The organism is Luteimonas sp. RC10 (assembly GCF_014192745.1).
Classification (GTDB): Bacteria; Pseudomonadota; Gammaproteobacteria; order Xanthomonadales; family Xanthomonadaceae; genus Luteimonas.
The window spans coordinates 78,534-98,205 of record NZ_JACHYJ010000003.1 but is presented as its reverse complement, the minus strand read 5'-3'; the positions used below and the strand labels follow the sequence as shown (position 1 = coordinate 98,205).

Sequence of the window (19,672 nt, the reverse complement as noted above, 5' to 3'; positions counted from 1 at the left end):
GGCGGCTCCTGCCGACGGAGGTCCATCATGGGCCGTGACGAATCCAATGATGGCCGGCGCGGGCCGCTGGAACGCGACCGCGCGCCGGACGGGCCGCGCGCGCCCGGCGAGTCGCCCGCCAAGCGCGACCAGGACGACCACAACGATCCGGCGGTGCAGCCCGGTGCGGTCGACGGCGCCCCGCCGCGGGGCGATGCGGGCGCTGCACGCGGCCTGCGCAAGCCCACGCGCGACGCCGGCTGAGCCGTCGCGCCGGCCTGGCACGGCCGCGAGTGCTACGACGACGCGTCTGATTCGTCTTCGATCGGCGCGCGTACCAGGGCGAGCAGGTGCGCGCAGCCACGCTGCGCGCGCGCAAGGCTGCGGACGACGGCTGGGCGATCGTCGTGCTGGAGCAACAGCTCGATCATCTCCAGCGCGATGCCGACACCATTGGCCGCATTGCGCAGGTCGTGCAGCCAGGCGGCGTGCCTGGCTTGTGCATCCATCGGTGGCTGTGGCGGCGCCATCGGGTCGTCCTGTGGCCGGGGGGAGGGCGCGTCGCCGGCGGCGCGCGACGGCACATCCACCACTGCGGTGTAGCGGCGGCCATGTCGCCGGTGCGTGCAGCGCCGTTCGCGTGCACGGTGACTGCCGGAAGCCATTGCAAACCGACCTTCCGCGTGCGCCTTGCGCCGGGGCTGCGCGAGCGCGCTCGAACGCCGCGCGCAAACGCGTTGACAAGCCGTGCGCGGATCGACAACATACGCGCCCTGACCTGCCCAGGTGGCGGAATTGGTAGACGCACTAGCTTCAGGTGCTAGCGGGGGCAACTCCGTGGAGGTTCGAGTCCTCTCCTGGGCACCAGGTCATCGCAGCCTTACCGACTGCGACAACGAACCCGCCAAGTGCGGGTTTTTTTGTCCCTGCCGTTCCTGACACGCGCCTGCGGCGGCGGCCAGGAAGGGCGTCGCGACACGCGCCGGGCGTGTCCGACGGCGATCGTTCTGCCGACCGGTCCGCACGGTCCCGGCACCGGTGGACAGGAGCGCGCGCGTCGTGTCCCGAGATTTGCTGAAGCTGGTGCTGGGCCCCCTGCTGGGCTTGTTCATCGTCTGCCTGGGCAACGGCTTCGTCTCGTCGCTGACGGCGTTGCGGCTGGACGCGGCGGGCGTGTCGGACACGATGATCGGCATCGTGTCCTCGTCGTATTTCGTCGGCCTGGCGCTGGGCGCGATGTTCAGCGACCGGCTGATCGCACGGATCGGGCATATCCGCGCCTACAGCAGCTTTGCCTCGCTGACGGCGGTGACATTCCTGCTGCAGGGGCTGGTGTTCGATCCCTGGGCCTGGTTCGTGTTCCGGCTGATCAACGGCTGGGCGATCGTCGGCATCTTTCTGGTGGTCGAGAGCTGGTTGCTGCTCGCCGGCGATTCGCGCATGCGTGGGCGCCTGCTCGCGGTCTACATGATCGCGCTGTACGGCTCGGGCATGCTCGGCCAGCTGCAGCTGGGGATCATCAACGGCTGGGGGGCGATGGCGCCGTTCATGGTTGCCGGCATGCTCGGCTCGCTGTCGGTGTTGCCGGTGGTGATCCTGCCGCGGGTTTCGCCCGAAACCGGGGCGATCGAGCCGCTGACGCCGCGCGATCTGCTGCGGGTGACGCCCTCGGGCGTGCTCGGCTGCTTCGGCTCGGGCGTCGCGATCGCGGCGATCTACACCCTGCTGCCGATCTACTTGCAGCGCGTGGGCATGGACGTGGCCGAAGTCGGTCAGTTGATGGCCTGCACGATTCTCGGCGCGATGGTGCTGCAGTACCCGGTCGGCCGTTGGTCGGACCGGCAGAACCGGCAGGTGGTGTTGCTGGTGCTCAGCCTGGCGTGCGCGGTACTGGCGTTGGCGATCCTGTGGTTGCCCGACGCGCGTTGGTTGCTGGCGGCCTTGCTGTTCCTGCTCGGCGGTGGCGTGTTTGCGATCTATCCGGTCGCCGTCAGCCATTCGGCCGACCGCGCCGCGTCCGACGAGTTGGTGCGGCTGATCCAGGGCCTGCTGCTGGTCAACTCCGTCGGCGCCGCACTCAGCCCACTGGTCATCGCGCCGGTCATGAACCGGGTCGGCGCGCAGGGGCTGTTCTGGTCGTTCCTGGTGCTCAATCTGCTGTTGGCCTGCGTGTTCCTGTGGCGACGCAGCACGTCGCCGGCACCGCTGCCGGCCGCCCCGTTCGAGCCGGTGGTGCAGGTCTCGCCGATCGGTGCGGAGTTCCGGGTCAGCGAGGCGATGGTGCAGGCCTCGCTCGATCGCGAGCAGCAGGAGGAGGATGCGTCGCGGGCCGACGATGCACCGCGCGCCTGATGCCCTTGGCGAACCGGTCGACTTGGTGCGTTGACAGCAGCGCACGCGCACCGCAGAATGCGCGTCTGACCTGCCCAGGTGGCGGAATTGGTAGACGCACTAGCTTCAGGTGCTAGCGGGGGCAACTCCGTGGAGGTTCGAGTCCTCTCCTGGGCACCAGGTCACGCAGCCTTACCGACTGCGACAACAAACCCGCCAGGCGCGGGTTTTTTTGTGCCTGTCTCCCGGCGTTGGGGAGCGTTCGGTGGTTGCCCAAGCTTCTCCGGTGGCTCTGGTCCTTCTCCAGTGCCGGGGGACTTCGGTGGGGCATCGGCCCGCCGCCCGGTCGCCGCTCTCCCCTCGCTCAGAGCCACTTCGCGATCCGGCACGCGAAGTACGGGTGGCGTTCGCATCGGTGCGTTGGCGTGCGCGGAACGTCCTTCGCTCACGTGTGCCTGCTATCTCAGCTCGGCCCAGCACGGTTGCCGAAAAAGGCGCATGACGTCCGCCCCAGCATGCGATGTTTCATCGACCCGAAGTCGGGGGGGGCAGCCGTCCTGAGCAGCAGACTGACGGCCGGTGGCCGCGTCAAGCGCGCCAAGGATGGCGCGCGCCCGAGTCAAGGCAGGATGCCTTGACCGAGGGGAGAGCGGCTTCCGGCCGACAGGCGGCTGCCCATCCGAAGTGAACCCCTCCCGCACTCGAGAGCGGAAACTCACTTCTGTTCTTAACCGTATCCCCGCGCGCAGCGGCGAGGCCGCTCTCGACGCGGGCCTCGCAGCGCCGGGTGTACCATGGCCGGAATGGCAAAACCTCCCAGCAAGCACGGCAGCCGCCGCGATTCCGAACGTCCCGCCCCCGCCGCCAAGCGCGGCGACGCCGGCGGATCCTCACGTAGCGGCAAGCCGGCGGCCCCGCTGCCGCCATGGATGCCCGATCCCGGTCTGCAGCGTGCGTTGCGGTCGGGTGCGCGCCCCGGAGCGCGCCCGCCTGCCGAACCCACCCCGCCGGCTCCACGCCCGCCGGTGTCGCGTGGCGGCCGGATCGACGATCCGCATGCCAACCGCGAAGCGGCCCGCTATGCCAACCCGATCGCCAGTCGCGAGGCGATCCTGCAACTGCTCGCCGACGCCCCCGGACCGCAGACCGCGACCGAACTGGCACAGGCGCTCGATCTGACCGATCCGGAGCGCTTCGACGCGCTCGGCAAACGGCTCGCGGCGATGCTGCGCGAGGGCCAGTTGCTGCAGAACCGCCGTGGCGGGCTGGTGCCGGCCAAGCGGCTGGACCTGATCCCCGGCACGGTGATCGCCAACCCCGAGGGCTTCGGCTTCCTGCGCCCCGACAGCGGCAGCGGCGATGACCTGTTCCTGCCGCCGGCCGAGATGCGCAAGGTCATGCATGGCGATCGCGCGATGGCCAGCCTGACCAACGTCGACGCACGCGGCCGCCGCGCCGGGGTCATCGTCGAAGTGCTCGAACGCCGCACGACCCGGCTGATCGGCCGGTTCTCGGTGGAGTCGGGGATCAGTTTCGTGGTGCCCGACGACCGCCGGATCCAGCGCAACGTGCAGATCCCGCAGGACGCGCGGCTCGACGCGCAGGACGGCCAACTGGTGGTCTGCGAGATCGTCGCCCCGGGCGACGCGCGCCGACCGCCGATCGGCAAGGTGCTCGCGGTGCTCGGCGACGCGCTGACCCCGTCGCTGGTGGTCGAGGCCGCGATCCACGGCCACCATCTGCCGCACGAGTTCCCGCAGCCGGTGCTCGAGGAAGCCGCGGCGGTGCCGCTGACGGTCGAAGAACGCATGCTTGGCGACCGCGTCGATCTGCGCGCATTGCCGCTGGTGACGATCGACGGCGAGGACGCCAAGGACTTCGACGACGCGGTGTACTGCGAGCCCAACCGCGACGGCTTCCGTCTGGTGGTGGCGATCGCCGACGTCTCGAACTATGTGCGGCCGGGCACGCCGCTCGACGATGAAGCGCAGCTGCGCGCGACCAGCGTGTATTTCCCCGGTTTCGTCGTACCGATGCTGCCCGAGACGCTGTCCAACGGCATCTGCTCGCTGATGCCGCGGGTCGACCGCATGTGCTTCGTCTGCGACATGCAGGTCGGTCGCGACGGCGAGGTGAGCGGCGCGAAGTTCTACGAGGCGGTGATGAACTCGCACGCCCGTCTGACCTACACCCAGGTGTGGAAGGCAGTGGGCGAGCAGGACGAGGATGCGCGCGCGTCGATCGGCGCGCTGCTGCTGCCGCAGGTCGAGCACCTGCACCAGCTGTTCCGCGTGCTGGCCAAGGCGCGGGCCAAGCGTGGCGCGATCGAGTTCGAGAGCTCGGAAGTGCGCTTCGTGCTCGACAACCGTGGCGAGGTCACCCAGGCCGGCATGCTGGTGCGCAACGACGCGCACAAGCTGATCGAGGAATGCATGATCGCCGCGAATGTGGAGGCCGCGCGCTTCCTGCTCGAGGCCGGCATTCCGGCGCCGTACCGCGTGCACGACAAGCCGCCGGAGTCCAAGTACACCGATCTGCTGGAGTTCCTGAAGGAATTCGCGCTGCGCATGCCGCCGTGGGCGAAGGTGCAGCCCAAGGACTTCACCAATCTGCTCAAGAAGATCCGCGATCGCAGCGATGCGACGCTGCTCGAGTCGGTGCTGCTGCGCAGCCAGAGCCAGGCGGTCTACTCGACCGAGAACCTGGGCCACTTCGGCCTGGCGCTGGCGGCCTATGCCCACTTCACCTCGCCGATCCGCCGCTACCCCGATCTGCTGGTCCATCGCGCGATCAAGCACGTGCTCTCGGGCAAGCCGCTGGCGAAATTCGACTACACCCCGCGAATGATGGAAAGCCTGGCGCTGCAATGCTCCGAACGCGAGCGCCGCGCCGATGAGGCCGAGCGCGAAGTCGACGAGCGTTACCGCGCGGCGTGGATGGAAAAGCATGTCGGCGGCCAGTTCGACGGCGTCATCAGCGGCGTGACCAGCTTCGGGCTGTTCGTCGAGCTCGACCAGTCGAAGGTCAACGGCCTGGTGCACGTGACCCAACTGCCGAACGATTTCTACCGCTTCGATCCCATCCGCCGGATGCTGATCGGCGAGCGTGCCGGCCGCGAGTTCCGGCTCGGCGACCGCGTGCGCATCCTCGTGCTCAAGGCCAGCCTGGAAGACCGCAAGATCGACTTCCGTCTGGTCGAGGACGGCACGCCGCAGCCCGGCGAGCCGAGACCGCCGCCACCGCGCGGCAAGCCGGCGAAGCGCGAGAAGGCGCCCTACCGGTAGAATGGACGCCCTTTCGGGGCCGGGGCCCGCGCCTCGGCCCCGAAACGTTTGAGCCCTCCTGAGCCCGAAGCCCGACGCATGAGCAGCAAACAGACCCAGTGGATCGTCGGCATCAATGCCGTCGCCGCGGCCGTCGAACACGACGCCGAGAACGTACGCGAAGTGCTGCTCGAGGCGGGAGCCAAGAACCCGCGGATCGTGGAGATCGAGACCGCCGCGCGCCGGCGCGACATCGACGTGCGCCGGGTCGCGCAGCAGGCGCTCGACGGCGTCGCCGCCGGCCTGCGCCACCAGGGCGCGGTCGCACGCTACGCAGCGGCCCGGACCTGGGACGAGAACGAACTCGAGGGCTTGGTGGAAGCGGCCGAAGGCCGCGCGCTGCTGCTGGTGCTCGACGGCGTGCAGGACCCGCACAACCTCGGCGCCTGCCTGCGCAGCGCCGCGGCGGCCGGGGTCACCGCGGTGCTGATCCCCAAGGACAAGGCGGTCCAGGTCAACGCGACGGTGCGCAAGACCTCGGCCGGCGCCGCCGACCATGTTCCGGTCGTGCGCGTGACCAATCTCTCGCGCAGCCTGCGCGACCTGCAGAAGCTCGGCGTGTGGATCTACGGTCTGGCCGGCGAGGCGAGCGCCTCGTTGTATGGCCTGGACCTGCGCGGCAACGTCGCGCTGGTGCTCGGCGGCGAGGCCGATGGTCTGCGTCGGCTCACCCGCGAGCATTGCGACCAGTTGGTGACCATTCCGATGCCCGGCGCCGATGCCGCGGGCGGCGTGGAGAGCCTGAACGTGTCGGTCGCCTCGGGTGTGGTGCTGTTCGAAGCGGTGCGCCAGCGCCTGGGGTGAGCCGTGCTTGCCCGCCGGGGCAGGCAGGCGGATGATGCGGTCGGTTTCCGCGTAGAGGAGAACGGCATGGACCTGCTCTGGCACCAATGGTGCGGCATCGTCGGTGCGTCGCTGATCGTGCTGGCGTACTTCCTGCTGCAGGTCACGCGGCTGTCGGGCGCCGGCCTGCCGTATCTGCTGCTGAATCTGTTCGGCGCCATCGGCGTGGTGCTTTCGCTCTACGGCGGCTTCGATGTGACCGTGCTGGCGATGCAGCTGGCGTGGATCGCAATCAGCCTGTTCGGCATCGTCCGCACGCTGAGCGCCCGCAGCCGGGCGACCGGTCCGCACTGACGGCGACGCGTCCGATCACGGTGCGTCCGATCTTGGCGGCGGCGGGTCAGGCCGCGGTCATCCCTCGCGTCATGGCCTGCGCCAGAATGCCGCGCAGGAAGCGGGGACGACCCCGCCGCTCCATCCACATCCGGGGACGGCCCCATCGCCACGATGGAGGTGCATCATGTCCTGGATCATTCTTGTGCTGGCCGGTCTGTTCGAGATCGCCTGGGCGATCGGCCTGAAGTACACCGAAGGCTTCACCCGGTTCTGGCCCACAGTGGGCACGGTGGCATCGATGGTGATCAGTGTCGGTCTGCTTGGCATCGCGATGCGCGCGTTGCCGGTCGGCACCGCGTATGCGGTCTGGGTCGGCATCGGCGCGGTCGGCACCGTCATCCTGGGCATCGTGCTGATGGGCGATGCAGCGAGTCCGGGGCGCCTGATCAGCCTGGCGCTGATCGTCGCCGGCATCATCGGGCTCAAGCTCGCCAGCTGATCTGCGCGGTTCGCGTCGAAGTGAGGCGCTGCTCTTTAATGCGGGAGAGGGCGTTTCACTTCGAGTGGGCAGCTGCCTGCCAGCCGGAAGCCGCTCTCCCCTCGGCAAGGCCGCTTCGCGGTCCGGCCACGCGAAGCACGCGTGGCGTTCGCATGGATACGCGGCAGTGCCGCGCACGCCATCCATGCTCACCCTGCCTTGACTCGGGCGCGCGCCCGCTCCGCTTCTCGGATCGGTCCGGCCCGGCGCAGCGCGCCGGGCGTTCGCCCGCTCGCGCGGCATGCCGCGCGAGCTAAAGCGGGCTCACCCATGGCGCGCTCGACGCGGCCACCGACCGTCAGTCCGCTGCTGCGGACGTATACAACCCGACTTCGGATAGAGGCAAAGTCGCCCGCTGGAAGAAGTCGAGCGCCTTCGGCCTCAGTGCATCGCGATCGCCGCCGCGCCTCTGGCACCGGCGCCCCGCATCGAAGACCATAGCCAGCCCCCACGTCGGCACGTTGCGCACGCGCCGGCCCACCGCTGCCTGGAATCCGTCGTGCTCAGTGTCGTCGCCCTCCTGCTCGCGTCCTATCTTGCTCTGCGGCTGGTACTGCCCTTGCGCTGTGCTTGGCCGCTGCGCGTCGTATTGGCGGCGCTGATCTACGGGTTGGCGCTGCATCACCGCATCGTCGCGCGCTTCGCCGGCAGCATGGCGTCGCCCGAACTGCCGAAGCTGGTCATCGCCGCGCTCGGCACCGGTTTCGTGGCGCTGCTGCTCACCGCGCTGCTGGTGCTGCTGCTCGACCTCGCGACGCTCGCGAGCTGGGCATTGCGCCGTCGCCGTGCGTTGTCGGCATTGCGTGCACGCTGGCTGCGGCCGGGTGCGGCGGCGCTGGCGTTGCTGCTGTCGCTGTACGGCACCTGGCAGGCGATGGTGGTGCCGCAGGTGCGCCAGGTCGAGATCGCGATCGCCGACCTGCCGCCGGCCTTCGAGGGCTATCGTCTGCTGCAGCTGACCGATATCCACACCAGCCGCTTGCTGACCGGCGACTGGGTCGCCGAGGTCGTCGCGCGTGCGAATGCGCAACGCCCGGACCTGATCGTCATCACTGGCGACCTGGTCGACGGCAGCGTGCATGCGCGCAGGGACGACGTACGTCCGCTCGCCGACTTGCGCGCCCCCGACGGAGTCATCGCGATCACCGGCAACCACGAGTACTACGGTCAGTACCGCGCATGGATGGATGCGTTTGCTGCGCTGGGCATGACGGTGCTCGAGAACGCGCACCTGCGCATCGCGCGCGGGGATGCCGCGCTGACCATCGCCGGCGTGACCGATCCGGTCGCCGAGCGCTATGGCATGCCCAAGCCCGATGCTGCGGCTGCACTGGCTGGCGCCGATCCGGATGCGCCGGTGATCCTGCTCGATCACCGCCCGCGCGAGGCCCGCGGACATGCCGCGCGCGGGGTCGCGCTGCAGCTCTCGGGCCACACGCATGGCGGCCACATCATCGGCATGGATCGCGTGATCGCGCGCGCCAATGGCGGCTTCGTATCCGGGCTCTATCCAGTCGACGGCATGCAGCTGTATGTCAGCAATGGTGCCGGGCTGTGGCCGGGCTTTGCGACCCGGATCGGCGTGCCGTCCGAGATCACGCTGATCACGCTGCGTCGGGCGGCGGACTGAGCGCCGCCGGCGCGTCGGTGTCGGCGGGCGCGGCCATGGCCGGCCAGGCATTGGCGATGCGGCAGAACAGCTGCGCGGTCAGTGTCGTGTCGTACAGCGCCGAGTGCGCCTGCGACTGGTCCCAGGTCAGGCCGGCAGCCTGCACCGCGCGCGCCAGCACGGTCTGACCGTAGGCCACGCCGGCCAGGGTCACGGTATCGAACACGCTGAAAGGATGGAACGGGTTGCGCTTGTGGCCGCTGCGCTCGACTGCGGCATTAAGGAAACCCAGATCGAAATGCGCGTTGTGGCCGACCAGGATCGCGCGCTGGCACTGGTGCCGTCGCACCGCCGCACGCACGTGGGCGAACACGTGCTCGAGCGCATCGCGCTCGGGCTTGGCGAAGCGGAACGGGTGATGGATGTCGATCCCGGTCACTTCCAGCGACTTGGGATCGATCGTCATGCCCGGCGCCGGCTCGACGTGCGCATGTGCCGATTCGCCAGGGAACAGGCGACCGTCGGCGTCGAGGTCGAGCGGGATCGCGGCGATCTCCAGCAGCGCGTGCCGGCGCGCGTCGAAGCCGCCGGTCTCCACGTCGACCACGACGGGCAGAAAGCCGCGGAAGCGGCGGGCCATCGGCGGAAGGGTAGTGGGGGCGGCAGCGGCCGGCGCGTCGATCTCAGGCATGCGCGCAAGCCTAGCAGAGCGCCGCCCGCGGTTCGGCCGCCGCAGCGGTCCCGCCGCCCTCCGTTCAGACGACCGTGTTGGTCCCGTCGCGCTTCTCGCGCGGCGGCAGGCCATCGTCGCCGTGCTCGAGGAACCAGATGTTCTCGGCGATGTTGGTCGCGTGGTCGCCGATGCGCTCGATGTTCTTGGCCATGAACAGCAGATGGGTGCTCGGCGTGATCGCGCGCGGATCTTCCATCATGTAGGTCAGCAGTTCACGGAACAGGCTGGTGTAGACCGTGTCGATCTCCACGTCCTGGGCACGCACGCGCTGCGCCGCCTCGGCATCGGTGTCGCGGAACGCGGCCAGCACTTCGCGCACCTGGCGCACGGCCAGTTCGCCCAGCACCGCCAGGCCGCGGGTATGCGGCAGCGGCGGGGCGAGATTGAGCGCGGTCGAGCGCTTGGCCACGTTCGCCGCGTAGTCGCCGATGCGCTCGATGTCAGCGGCAATGCGCAGTGCGGCCAGGATTTCGCGCAGGTCGCGCGCCATCGGCCCGCGCAGCGCGAGCTTCATGACGTCCTGGCTGATCTCGCGCTCGAGGATGTCGATCGCATCGTCGTTGGCGACGATCCGGTCGGCCGCGCGGTCGTCGCGGCGCTCGACGACGTCCAGCGCCGATTCGAGCTGCGCGGCCGCCATCTCGCCCATGCGCAGGATCTCGCCGGTCAGCCGGCTGCGTTCTTCGTCGTAGCTCTTGACGATGTGGTCGTGCGGTTGGGTGGGCATGGTGGTTACCTGGAAAGGAAGGCGCAGAAGCAATCGTCTTGGGAAGGGCGTCGCCATCCATGGCGGGGTGTCGCCGGCGTCGGATCGACCGGCCCGGCCATCCCTGGCCAGGCGTTCGGGGCGCGGTCGAGGCCGGAGGGCCTCGACCACGCGCGCCCCTCACCCAAACCGGCCGGTGATGTAGTCCTCGGTCTGCCGCTTGGAGGGGTTGGAGAAGATCGTCTCGGTGGTGTCGTGTTCGATCAGATCGCCCAGGTACATGAAGGCGGTGTAATCGGACACGCGCGCGGCCTGCTGCATGTTGTGGGTGACGATGACGATCGTGTAATCGACCTTCAGTTCCTCGACCAGTTGCTCGATGCGGCTGGTGGAGATGGGGTCGAGCGCCGACGTCGGCTCGTCGAGCAGCAGCACGTCGGGGCGCAGCGCCACCGCGCGTGCGATGCACAGGCGCTGCTGCTGGCCGCCCGACAGGCCCAGCGCGTTCTGGCCGAGCTTGTCCTTGACCTCGCCCCACAGTGCGGCTTGGGTCAGGGCCTGCTCGACGCGGTCGGCGAGCTGGCCCTTGGAGAGCTTTTCGTGGTGGCGGATCGCATAGGCGACGTTCTCGAAGATCGTCATCGGGAACGGCACCGGCTTCTGGAACACCATGCCGACCTTGGAGCGCAGTCGGTTCATCGGGTAGCGCGGCGAGAGGATGTTCTCGCCGTCGAGCAGCACTTCGCCGCTGGCCACCAGCTTGGGGTACAGCGCATAGATGCGGTTGAAGATGCGCAGCAGCGTCGACTTGCCGCAGCCCGAAGGGCCGATCAGCGCGGTCACGCGCTTTTCGGGAATCTCAAGGTCGATGCCCTTGAGCGCGTGGAAGTCGCCGTAATGGAAGTCCAGGCCGCGCGCGGCGATCTTGACCGGCCGCGGGGCCAGCGCTTCGCGGGCATGGGTCGCCAGCTGGATGCGTTGCGACGGCGCGGTATGCAGGTCGTTCATGGCCGGATCCGGTGTAAAGGAGGGTGCAGGGTCGGGAAGGCGGGGCGCCACGTCAGTCATGCGTCACCCGGTTGCGCAGCAGGATCGCGCGGGCGCCCAGGCTCACCAGCAGCACGAAGCAGGTCAGCACCAGCGCGCCGGCCCAGGCCAGCTGCTGCCAGGATTCGTAGGGGCTGCCGGCGTACTGGTACATCACCACCGGCACGCTCGCCATCGGGCGCAGCACGTCGCTGTTCCAGTACTGATTGCCGAACGCGGTGAACAGCAACGGTGCGGTTTCGCCGCTGATGCGCGCCAGCGCCAACAGCACGCCGGTGACGATGCCGGCCGACGCGCTGCGGTAGAGCACCTGCACCACCACCTTCCAGTGCGGCACACCCAGCGACAATGCGGCTTCGCGCATCTGCGTGGGCACCAGTTGCAGCATCTCGTCGGTGGTGCGCACCACGACCGGCAGCACGATGAACGCCAGCGCGATCGCGCCGGCCAACGCCGAGAAGCGGCCGCCGGTCTGCATCACGAACAGCGTGTAGACGAACAGGCCGAGCACGATCGACGGCGCCGAGAGCAGGATGTCGTTGATGAAGCGCACGACCACGCCGGCCTTGCGTGCCCGGCCGTACTCCGACAGCCAGGTGCCGGCGGCCACGCCCAGCGGTGTGCCGATCGCGATCGCCAGTGCGCACATCACTGCACTGCCGAAGAACGCATTGAGCAGGCCGCCGTCCTGCATCGGCGGCGGCGTCATCTGCGTGAACAACTGCAGGTTGATACCGCCGGCGGCCTTGCTGACCAGCGTCCACAGGATCCAGCCCAGGAAGAACAGGCCGAACGCGGCGGTCAGACAGCCCATCAGAATCGCGATGCCGTTGCGCACGCGGCGGCGCGCGTACAGGTGGTCTGCGACCTGGCGTTCGCGCTCGGTGACGGTAGCGACAGCGGTCATCACTTGCCCTCCCGGCGGGCGAGTTGCATCAGCATCAGGCGGGCGATCGCGAGCACCACGAAGGTGACGATGAACAGCACGAAGCCCAGCAGCAGCAGCGCCGAGCGATAGGTCTCGGTGGCTTCGCCGAAGTCATTGGCGATCAGTGCGGCGATCGTCGTGCCCGGCTCCAGCAACGACGGCGTCAGCCGCACCGAGTTGCCGATCACGAAGGCCACCGCCATCGTCTCGCCGAGCGCGCGGCCCAGCCCGAGGAAGATGCCGCCGATGACCGCCGAGCGGGTGTAGGGCAGCACGATGTCCCAGCTGACCTCCCACTTGGTCGCGCCCAGTGCGTAGGCCGATTCCTTCAGGCGTGTCGGCACGGTCAGAAAGACTTCGCGCATTACCGCCGAGATGAAGGGGATCACCATGATCGCGAGCACGAAGCCGGCGGTCAGCGTGCCGATGCCCAGTGGCGGGCCCTGGAACAGCAGGCCGATGCCCGGCAGCGTGCCCAGGTGGTCGTTGAGCCAGGGCGTCACCCAGGTGGTCATCACCGGCACCAGCACGAACAGGCCCCACATGCCGTAGATGATCGAGGGGATACCGGCGAGCAGTTCGATCGCCGTGCCGACCGGGCCGCGCAGCCAGCGCGGCGCGACCTCGGTCAGGAAGAACGCGATGCCGAAGCTGACCGGCACCGCGATGATCATCGCGATCAGCGCGGTGACGATGGTGCCGGCGATCGGTGCGAGCGCGCCGTAGCGGTTCTCGACCGGGTTCCAGTCGGCGCTGGTGAAGAACGACAGGCCCTGCGAGGCGAGCGCATCGCGTCCGCCCCAGAGCATCGACAGCGCAGCGCCGGCCAGCGCGAGCATCACCAGCACCACGGTCGTGGTCAGGACGAAGCGGAACAGGCGATCGGCACGCGCGTCGCGCAGGTCGCGGTCGCTCGGAGCAGGAAGCGCGGCAGAAACAGTGGCGGCGTTCATGGGGAGGTCCGAAAGCAGGTGGGGCCGCAGGTGGCGGGTGCCGTCATGCCCGCGCAATGCGGGAAACGCGCTTCAACGGCTGGTCATCCAGGGACTTGGGGCATCGTCGCGACCGGCCCGCGTGGTATCGACACCCCGCGCGACCCGCATCGCCACGATGACGCGCCGTGTCCGCGCCCGCTCGCACGGGCGCGGACGGACCATCACTTGAACTCGGCGGCCCAGTAGGCCTCGATCTGCTGCACCAGTTCCGGCGGCAGCGGCACGTAGTGCAGTTCGCTGGCCTGTGCCTGCCCCGACTCGAATGCCCACTTGAAGAAGTCGCGCGTCGCCTGGCTGCGCGCCGCGTCCTTGGGCTGCTTGTGCATCAGCATGAAGTTGGTCGCGGTGATCGGCCAGGCGTCGGCGCCCGGCGCGTTGGTGATCACCAGGTTGAAGTCCTGCGCGCTGGCCCAGTCGGCGGTCGCGGCGGCCGCGGCGAAGCTCGCTTCGCTCGGCTGCACCCAGTTGCCGGCCGCGTTCTGCAGCGAGGCGTACGGCATGCCGTTCTGCAGCGCGTAGGCCAGTTCGACATAGCCGATCGAGCCCTTGATCTGCTGCACGTACGAGGCCACGCCCTCGTTGCCCTTGCCGCCCACTCCGGTCGGCCACTGCACCGAGGTGCCTTCGCCGACCTTGGACTTCCAGTCGGGGCTGACCTTGGACAGGTAGTTGGAGAAGTTGAACGTGGTGCCCGAGCCGTCGGAGCGGTGGACGATGCTGATCTTGCCGGCCGGCAGCGTCACGCCGGGGTTGAGCGCGGCGATCGCCGGATCGTTCCAGGTCGCGACCTTGCCCAGGAAGATGTCGGCCAGCAGGGCGCCGGTGAGCTTGAGCTGGCCGGGGGCCAGGCCCTCGACGTTGAGGACAGGCACCACGCCACCGATCGCCGAGGGAAACTGGCCCAGGCCCGCGGCCTGCAGTTCGGCGCTGTCGAGCGGCTTGTCGGACGAACCGAAATCGACGGTGCCGGCCTTGATCTGCGCGATGCCGCCGCCCGAGCCGATCGACTGGTAGTTGACCTTGTTGCCGGTGGCGGCGTTGTAGTCGGCCGACCACTTGGACACCAGCGGGTAGATGAAGGAAGCGCCGGCGCCCGAGATCTCGGCGGCGACGCGATCGCGCGCGCCCTGCTGCGCGGCAGGCGCACCATCGGCGGTCTGGCCCGCCGAGGTGTCGTTGCCGCCGCAGGCGGCGAGGAAGAGCAGGGAAGACAGCGCGAGTGCGCCGATGCGGGCCGGGTGACGGGACATGCGCAAGCTCCAGGTGGGGGGAGGCGACGCAGCGCGCCGCCGGGGTGCGCTCATGAAATGATGTTTTTGTTACAGGCGTATGACGTCGGGGGCGGACGCGGATGGACGCTTGGATGTGTCGCGTCGGGTATCGGCCCAAGTGGTGGCGCGGACGGGGTTTGCCCCCACCCGACACGCTGCGCGCGTCGACCTCCCCCGCGTGCGGGGGAGGTGAGCAGTTGGTCGCGGCCCTTGAAGCCCGCCTCCACGTGCGGGGGAGGCGAGCAGTTGGTCGCGGCCCTTGAAGCCCTCCCCCGCGCGTGGGGGAGGCGAGCAGTTGGTCGCAGCCCTTGAGCCCTCCCCCGCGTGCGGGGGAGGGTTGGGTGGGGGCGCTCGCTGGCGCAATGAAAAACGGGCCCGAAGGCCCGTCGAGGAAGGAAGGACGCAGCGCGCAGCCACGGGCCGGCTGGGAGAGGACAACCGGCCCGCGGTGTCGCCAGCGCGATGCGTCGAAGACGTCAGTACCGCGCGTTCTGGGTCCAGTAGCGCTCGATCTGCTGCACCAGCGAGGCCGGCAGCGGCACATAGCCGAGCTGGCGGGCCTGGGGGCCGCCGTTGGCGTAGACCCAGCGGAAGAAGTCCTGCGCATTCTTGGCGCCGGCACGGTTCCTCGGCTCGCGGTGCATCAGGATGAAATTGGTCGCGGTGATCGGCCAGGCGTTCTCGCCCGGGGCGTTGGTCATGACCAGGTGGAAGTCGCGCGTTGAGGCCCAGTCGGCGCTGGCGGCTGCGGCCGAGAAGGTCTCTTCGCTCGGATTGACGAAGTTGCCCGCGGCATTCTTCAGGCGCGAATAGGCCAAGCGGTTCTGCACCGCATACGACAGTTCGACGTAGCCGATACCGCCCTTGATCTGCTTGACGTACGCCGCGACGCCCTCGTTGCCCTTGCCGCCGATGCCGACCGGCCACTTGACCGTCGTGCCTTCGCCCACGCCGTTCTTCCACTCCGGGCTGACCTTGGACAGGTAGTTGACGAAGTTGAAGGTGGTGCCCGAACCGTCTGAGCGGTGGACGACGGTGATGCGCGCATCGGGCAGCGCCAGGCCGCCGTTGAGCGCGACGATCGCCGGGTCGTTCCAGCGGGTGATCTTGCCCAGGAAGATGTTGGCCAGGGTCGCGCCGTCGAGCTTCATCGCGCCGGCGGCGATGCCTTCGACGTTGACGATCGGCACCACGCCGCCGATCACCGACGGGAACTGCACCAGGCCGGACTTCGCCAGGTCCTCGGGCGAGAGCGGTGCGTCCGAGGAGCCGAAGTCCACGGTGCCGGCCTTGATCTGGGCGATGCCGCCGCCCGATCCGATCGACTGGTAGTTGACCTGCTTGCCGGACGCGGCGCGGTAATCGGCCGACCACTTGGTCATTGCCGGATAGACGAACGAGGCGCCGGCGCCGGTGACATCGTTGGCCAATGCGGGCGCGGCGAATGCGCTTGCCAGCAGGGTGGTCGACAGCGCGAAGGTCGCGACCCGGTTCTTGAGCAGTGCGTACATGAGGTTCCCTGGAGTGATGGACGGCCCACAGCGCCGTGCGGCGTATTTCACGCATGCCGCATGACGCTCCGGCTTCAATCCCGTGACCGTGCGATGACGGCGACCGGGAGCGAGCGCGGCGCGCTCTGGGGGTGCGCTGTCATCGGACTGTCATCGGGTTGCCATCGGCCTGTCAGCGAGCCCGCGCAGTCTGCGCAGCGTCGCTAACGGGCGCTTAACGCCGGAGCGGGTCACGCGAGGCGTGACGCACGGAAGGGCGCTTCGACACCTCTCACTCTCTCCACGGGAATCCACCATGCGTCATTCCATCCTGGCCGCGTCCGTCGCCCTCGCCGTCGCGTCCGTTTCCTTCGCTGCCGCCGCACAGTCCCCGCGCGATGCGGAGGTCGCCGCGCTGCGCGCGCAACTGGCCGAACTGCAGGCCAAGGTCGACGCGCTGGAAGTGCGCACCGACGCGCAGTCGGACATCAACATCGGCACCCAGGAGAGCCTGGACAAGATGGCGACCACGATGCCGGTCGTCGACACCAAGGGCGGGCTGAAGGTCATCTCGGCCGACAAGCAGTTCGAGTTCTCCGCCGGCGGCCGCCTGCACTTCGACGCCTACGCCTTCGATCGCGACCAGGCCTCGACCACCGGCACGACCGAGTTCCGCCGCGCACGCATCACGTTGCAGGGCAAGGCCTATGGCTGGGACTACAAGTTCGAGCAGGACTTCGCGGCCGGCAGCGGCCTGGATGGCTTCCGCGATGTCTACATTGCCAAGTCGGCGCTGGGCGGCAAGTTCACCATCGGTCACTTCAAGCCGTACCGCTCGATGGAAGAGCTCACCAGTTCCAACGAGATCCTGATGATGGAGCGGCCGTTCGCCTCGGCCACCGGTCTGTTCAACGGCCGCCAGTTCCAGCAGGGTGTGGGCTATCTGCGCGCCGATGGCAATTACACCGCCGGCCTGTCGGTGTTCAACCTGCGCAGCGCCTCGGGCAGCCGCAACGAAGGCGTGGGCGCCGCCGGGCGCGTCACCTTCGCGCCGATCAACACCGCCGACAGCACGCTGCACTTTGGCGGCTGGGTGAGCCAGGAAAACCTCAACCAGGGCTCGGCGGACTTCTCGGCGTCGGCCAACTACGCCGGTCGTCGCGGCCCGTCGCAGACCATCGCCACCACCACCGGCGCCAGCCGCAACCAGGTCACCGCGGTCGGTGTCGAGGCCGCGGGCTCGTTCGGGCCGCTGTTCTTCCAGGGCGAGTACGCCAATGCCACGTTCGGCCAGCCGGTCGGCCCCGATCAGGACGTCGCGACCTGGTACGTGCAGGGCAGCTGGCTGCTCAACGGCGGCCACAAGGCCTACAAGCCGGGCAACGGCATCTTCGCCTCGCCCAAGGTCGCCGACCGCGGGCTGTGGGAGCTGACCGCGCGCTACGACACGATCGAGAACAAGGACGTGCGCAACATGGACGTCAGCAGCTGGATCGTCGGCATGAACTACTACGTCAATCCGAACCTGCGCTTCATGTTCAACTACACCAAGGGCGACAACACGCTCACCGGCGATGAAACCGGGCAGTACGCGCTGCGCACGCAGTTCGCGTTCTGATCCACACGATCTGCGCCATGCATGAGGCCCGCGGCGAATGCCGTGGGCCTCATGCGTTCCGGGCGCCTGCGATCGGCAGCATGCACGCGGCGTGTCGACAGGAGCGGGGGCGCGCGGGATACGCCGCGACCCGCGGCTGCGGTTAGCATGGCGGTCCGGCGCCGCGGGGACGGTGCCGTCGCCGGCCCGTCCTTTGTGCGGGCCTTCGTTCCGCAGTCCCGGGGAGTCTTGTGAGTACGCAATCCAACGTTTTCCGCCTGTTGCAGGCGGCACTGGCCGCCGTCGTCCTGGTGCCGGCGCTGGCGTCTGCCCAGGCCATCGAGCCGGTCGACCTCGATGTCGTGGCCCGGATCCGCCATGAAGCCTTCCACCGCTCGCAGGCGGCCGCCAATCTCAAGGAACTCACCGAGACCGTCGGGCCGCGACTGACCAATTCGCCGGCCTACGTGCGATCGAGCGAATGGGCGCGCGACAAGCTGCGCGGCTATGGCCTGAGCCGGGTGCAGGACGAGGTCTACGATCCGGCGTTCGGCCGCGGCTGGGACTTCCGTGCCTCGCGCGTGGAGATGATCGCGCCGCGCGAGCTGCCGATCCATGCGCTGCCCAAGGCCTGGACGCCTGGCACCGATGGCCCGGTTGAAGGCGAAGTGGTGCTGGCGACGTTCAAGACCCTCGAGGACATCGACAAGCAGCGCGGCAAGCTCGCCGGCAAGATCGTGCTGCTGGATGAGGCGCGCGCCTACAAGCCGGCCGACAAGCCCGACTTCCGCCGCTACACCGAGGAAGACCTGGGTGAGTTGCAGACCTTCCCGGTACCGCAGGACCCGGCTGGCGACGCGCAGGACAAGCGCCTGGAGGAGTACCGCAAGCGCCAGGCGCTCAACCGGGCGCTCAATACGTTCTTCGCCGAGGAAGGCGTGCTGGCGACGCTGTCGATCAGCTCCTGGGACAACGGCATCGTCCGGGTGATGGGCGGCGGCGCGCGCAAGGCTGGCGAGCCGGTCGGCGTGCCGGATCTGGTCGTCGCCGCCGAGCACTACAACCAGTTGGTGCGTGCGGTCGAGCGCGGACAGGCGCCGCGGCTGCGGGTCGATGTCGATGCGCGCTTCACCAGCGATGGCGACCTGCCAGCGAGCAACACCTTCGCCGACCTGCCCGGCAGCTCGAAGGCCGATGAACTGGTGATCATCGGTGCCCATCTCGACTCCTGGCACACCGGGACCGGCGCGGCCGACAATGGCGCTGGCGTGGTCGTGATGATGGAGGCGATGCGGATCCTCAAAGCGATCGACGCGCGCCCCAAGCGCACCATCCGCATTGCGCTGTGGGGCGGCGAGGAGCAGGGCCTGCATGGCTCGGCCGGCGACGTCTCCAGGCACCTGGCGGCCTATCCCGAACCGACCGATCCCGAGCAGCGAGCGCTGCCGCAGTCGTTCCAGCGTGGCACCGGTCCGCTGCAGCGCCAGCGCGGCTACGACCGCTTCTCCACGTACTTCAACTTCGACAACGGCACCGGCCGCATCCGCGGCATCTACGCGCAGGAGAACCATGCCGCAGTGCCGATCTTCCAGGCGTGGCTGGCGCCGTTCGCCGATCTGGGCGCGAGCATCGTCACCACGCGCAATACCGGCAGCACCGACCACATCTCGTTCGATCGCGTCGGCCTGCCAGGCTTCCAGTTCGTGCAGGACCCGGCCGACTACTTCAGCCATGTCCACCACACCCATCTGGACACCTACGACCACGTGGTGCCCGAGGACCTGAAGCAGGCGGCGGCGATCATCGCCTCGTTCGCCTATCACGCCGCGATGCGCGAGCAGCGGTTGCCGCGCAAGCCGTTCGTCGAACGCGACGAGTGATGCGCCAACGCGGGCCGGCCCATGTGCCGGCCTGCGTGTTTTCGGTCGATCGCGCCCGATCGTCCTGTCATCCGGCCCACCGTTTCTTGCCCCGGGCGGACACCGTGGGCGCTCGGGGCGGGCGCA

At 68.9% G+C, this 19,672-nt stretch carries 17 protein-coding genes and 2 tRNA genes; 11 read left to right on the top strand and 8 right to left on the bottom strand.

What is annotated here, in order from left to right; genetic code table 11:
• Positions 1-27: 27 nt before the first annotated feature.
• Positions 28-243, top strand: a complete 216-nt coding sequence (locus tag FHW73_RS07390; RefSeq protein ID WP_183426077.1) for a hypothetical protein — start codon at positions 28-30, stop codon at positions 241-243.
• Positions 244-275: 32 nt separating this feature from the next.
• Here FHW73_RS07390 and FHW73_RS07385 read toward each other — a convergent pair whose 3' ends face one another.
• Positions 276-509 (bottom strand): hypothetical protein, encoded by a 234-nt coding sequence (locus FHW73_RS07385; RefSeq protein WP_183426076.1) that lies wholly within the window; start codon positions 507-509, stop codon positions 276-278.
• Between the two features lie 250 nt (positions 510-759).
• Between FHW73_RS07385 and FHW73_RS07380 the strand changes: the two genes are divergently transcribed.
• The 8 genes from FHW73_RS07380 to FHW73_RS07345 all read left to right on the top strand — a co-directional run bounded on the left by FHW73_RS07380 (position 760) and on the right by FHW73_RS07345 (position 8,920).
• A tRNA-Leu gene (locus tag FHW73_RS07380) sits at positions 760-846 on the top strand.
• A gap of 192 nt (positions 847-1,038) precedes the next feature.
• On the top strand, positions 1,039-2,331 hold the full coding sequence (locus FHW73_RS07375) for an MFS transporter (RefSeq protein WP_183426075.1): 1,293 nt from the start codon (positions 1,039-1,041) through the stop codon (positions 2,329-2,331).
• A 72-nt stretch (positions 2,332-2,403) separates the two neighbouring features.
• Positions 2,404-2,490 (top strand) — tRNA-Leu (locus FHW73_RS07370).
• Between the two features lie 623 nt (positions 2,491-3,113).
• Positions 3,114-5,594: a ribonuclease R gene (gene rnr, locus FHW73_RS07365; protein WP_255492798.1), complete on the top strand. Its 2,481-nt coding sequence runs from the start codon at positions 3,114-3,116 to the stop codon at positions 5,592-5,594.
• A gap of 78 nt (positions 5,595-5,672) precedes the next feature.
• Complete coding sequence (rlmB, locus tag FHW73_RS07360) at positions 5,673-6,437, top strand: 23S rRNA (guanosine(2251)-2'-O)-methyltransferase RlmB (RefSeq protein WP_183426073.1); 765 nt, start codon at positions 5,673-5,675, stop codon at positions 6,435-6,437.
• A 66-nt stretch (positions 6,438-6,503) separates the two neighbouring features.
• The gene (locus tag FHW73_RS07355) at positions 6,504-6,770 is read left to right on the top strand and encodes a hypothetical protein (protein WP_183426072.1); all 267 of its coding nucleotides are present in this window, start codon (positions 6,504-6,506) and stop codon (positions 6,768-6,770) included.
• 166 nt (positions 6,771-6,936) lie between these two features.
• A complete protein-coding gene (gene sugE / locus FHW73_RS07350; RefSeq protein ID WP_183426071.1) occupies positions 6,937-7,251 on the top strand; it encodes a quaternary ammonium compound efflux SMR transporter SugE in 315 nt (104 codons plus the stop codon).
• A 538-nt stretch (positions 7,252-7,789) separates the two neighbouring features.
• On the top strand, positions 7,790-8,920 hold the full coding sequence (locus tag FHW73_RS07345) for a metallophosphoesterase (protein WP_183426070.1): 1,131 nt from the start codon (positions 7,790-7,792) through the stop codon (positions 8,918-8,920).
• Here the strand turns inward: FHW73_RS07345 and rnt are convergent.
• The 7 genes from rnt to pstS (FHW73_RS07310) all read right to left on the bottom strand — a co-directional run bounded on the left by rnt (position 8,895) and on the right by pstS (FHW73_RS07310) (position 16,090).
• Entirely contained in the window at positions 8,895-9,590 is a 696-nt protein-coding gene (gene rnt, locus FHW73_RS07340; protein ID WP_183426069.1) for a ribonuclease T, read from the bottom strand. The genes FHW73_RS07345 and rnt overlap by 26 nt on opposite strands.
• Positions 9,591-9,654: 64 nt before the next feature.
• Positions 9,655-10,359 carry a phosphate signaling complex protein PhoU gene (gene phoU, locus FHW73_RS07335; RefSeq protein ID WP_183426068.1) on the bottom strand — a complete coding sequence of 235 codons (705 nt, stop codon included), beginning with the start codon at positions 10,357-10,359 and terminating at the stop codon, positions 9,655-9,657.
• 159 nt (positions 10,360-10,518) lie between these two features.
• A complete protein-coding gene (gene pstB / locus FHW73_RS07330) occupies positions 10,519-11,346 on the bottom strand; it encodes a phosphate ABC transporter ATP-binding protein PstB (protein WP_183426067.1) in 828 nt (275 codons plus the stop codon).
• A 52-nt stretch (positions 11,347-11,398) separates the two neighbouring features.
• Positions 11,399-12,292, bottom strand: coding sequence for a phosphate ABC transporter permease PstA (gene pstA / locus FHW73_RS07325; protein WP_183426066.1), 894 nt, complete (start codon positions 12,290-12,292; stop codon positions 11,399-11,401).
• A complete protein-coding gene (pstC, locus tag FHW73_RS07320) occupies positions 12,292-13,266 on the bottom strand; it encodes a phosphate ABC transporter permease subunit PstC (protein ID WP_183426065.1) in 975 nt (324 codons plus the stop codon). The genes pstA and pstC overlap by 1 nt, the downstream gene beginning before the upstream one ends.
• A gap of 203 nt (positions 13,267-13,469) precedes the next feature.
• On the bottom strand, positions 13,470-14,558 hold the full coding sequence (pstS, locus tag FHW73_RS07315; RefSeq protein WP_183426064.1) for a phosphate ABC transporter substrate-binding protein PstS: 1,089 nt from the start codon (positions 14,556-14,558) through the stop codon (positions 13,470-13,472).
• 497 nt (positions 14,559-15,055) lie between these two features.
• Positions 15,056-16,090: a phosphate ABC transporter substrate-binding protein PstS gene (gene pstS / locus FHW73_RS07310; protein ID WP_183426063.1), complete on the bottom strand. Its 1,035-nt coding sequence runs from the start codon at positions 16,088-16,090 to the stop codon at positions 15,056-15,058.
• Between the two features lie 295 nt (positions 16,091-16,385).
• Between pstS (FHW73_RS07310) and FHW73_RS07305 the strand changes: the two genes are divergently transcribed.
• Both FHW73_RS07305 and FHW73_RS07300 read left to right on the top strand, forming a co-directional pair.
• The gene (locus tag FHW73_RS07305; protein WP_183426062.1) at positions 16,386-17,687 is read left to right on the top strand and encodes a porin; all 1,302 of its coding nucleotides are present in this window, start codon (positions 16,386-16,388) and stop codon (positions 17,685-17,687) included.
• Positions 17,688-17,947: 260 nt separating this feature from the next.
• Positions 17,948-19,546 (top strand): M20/M25/M40 family metallo-hydrolase, encoded by a 1,599-nt coding sequence (locus tag FHW73_RS07300; RefSeq protein ID WP_255492855.1) that lies wholly within the window; start codon positions 17,948-17,950, stop codon positions 19,544-19,546.
• Positions 19,547-19,672 lie beyond the last annotated feature (126 nt).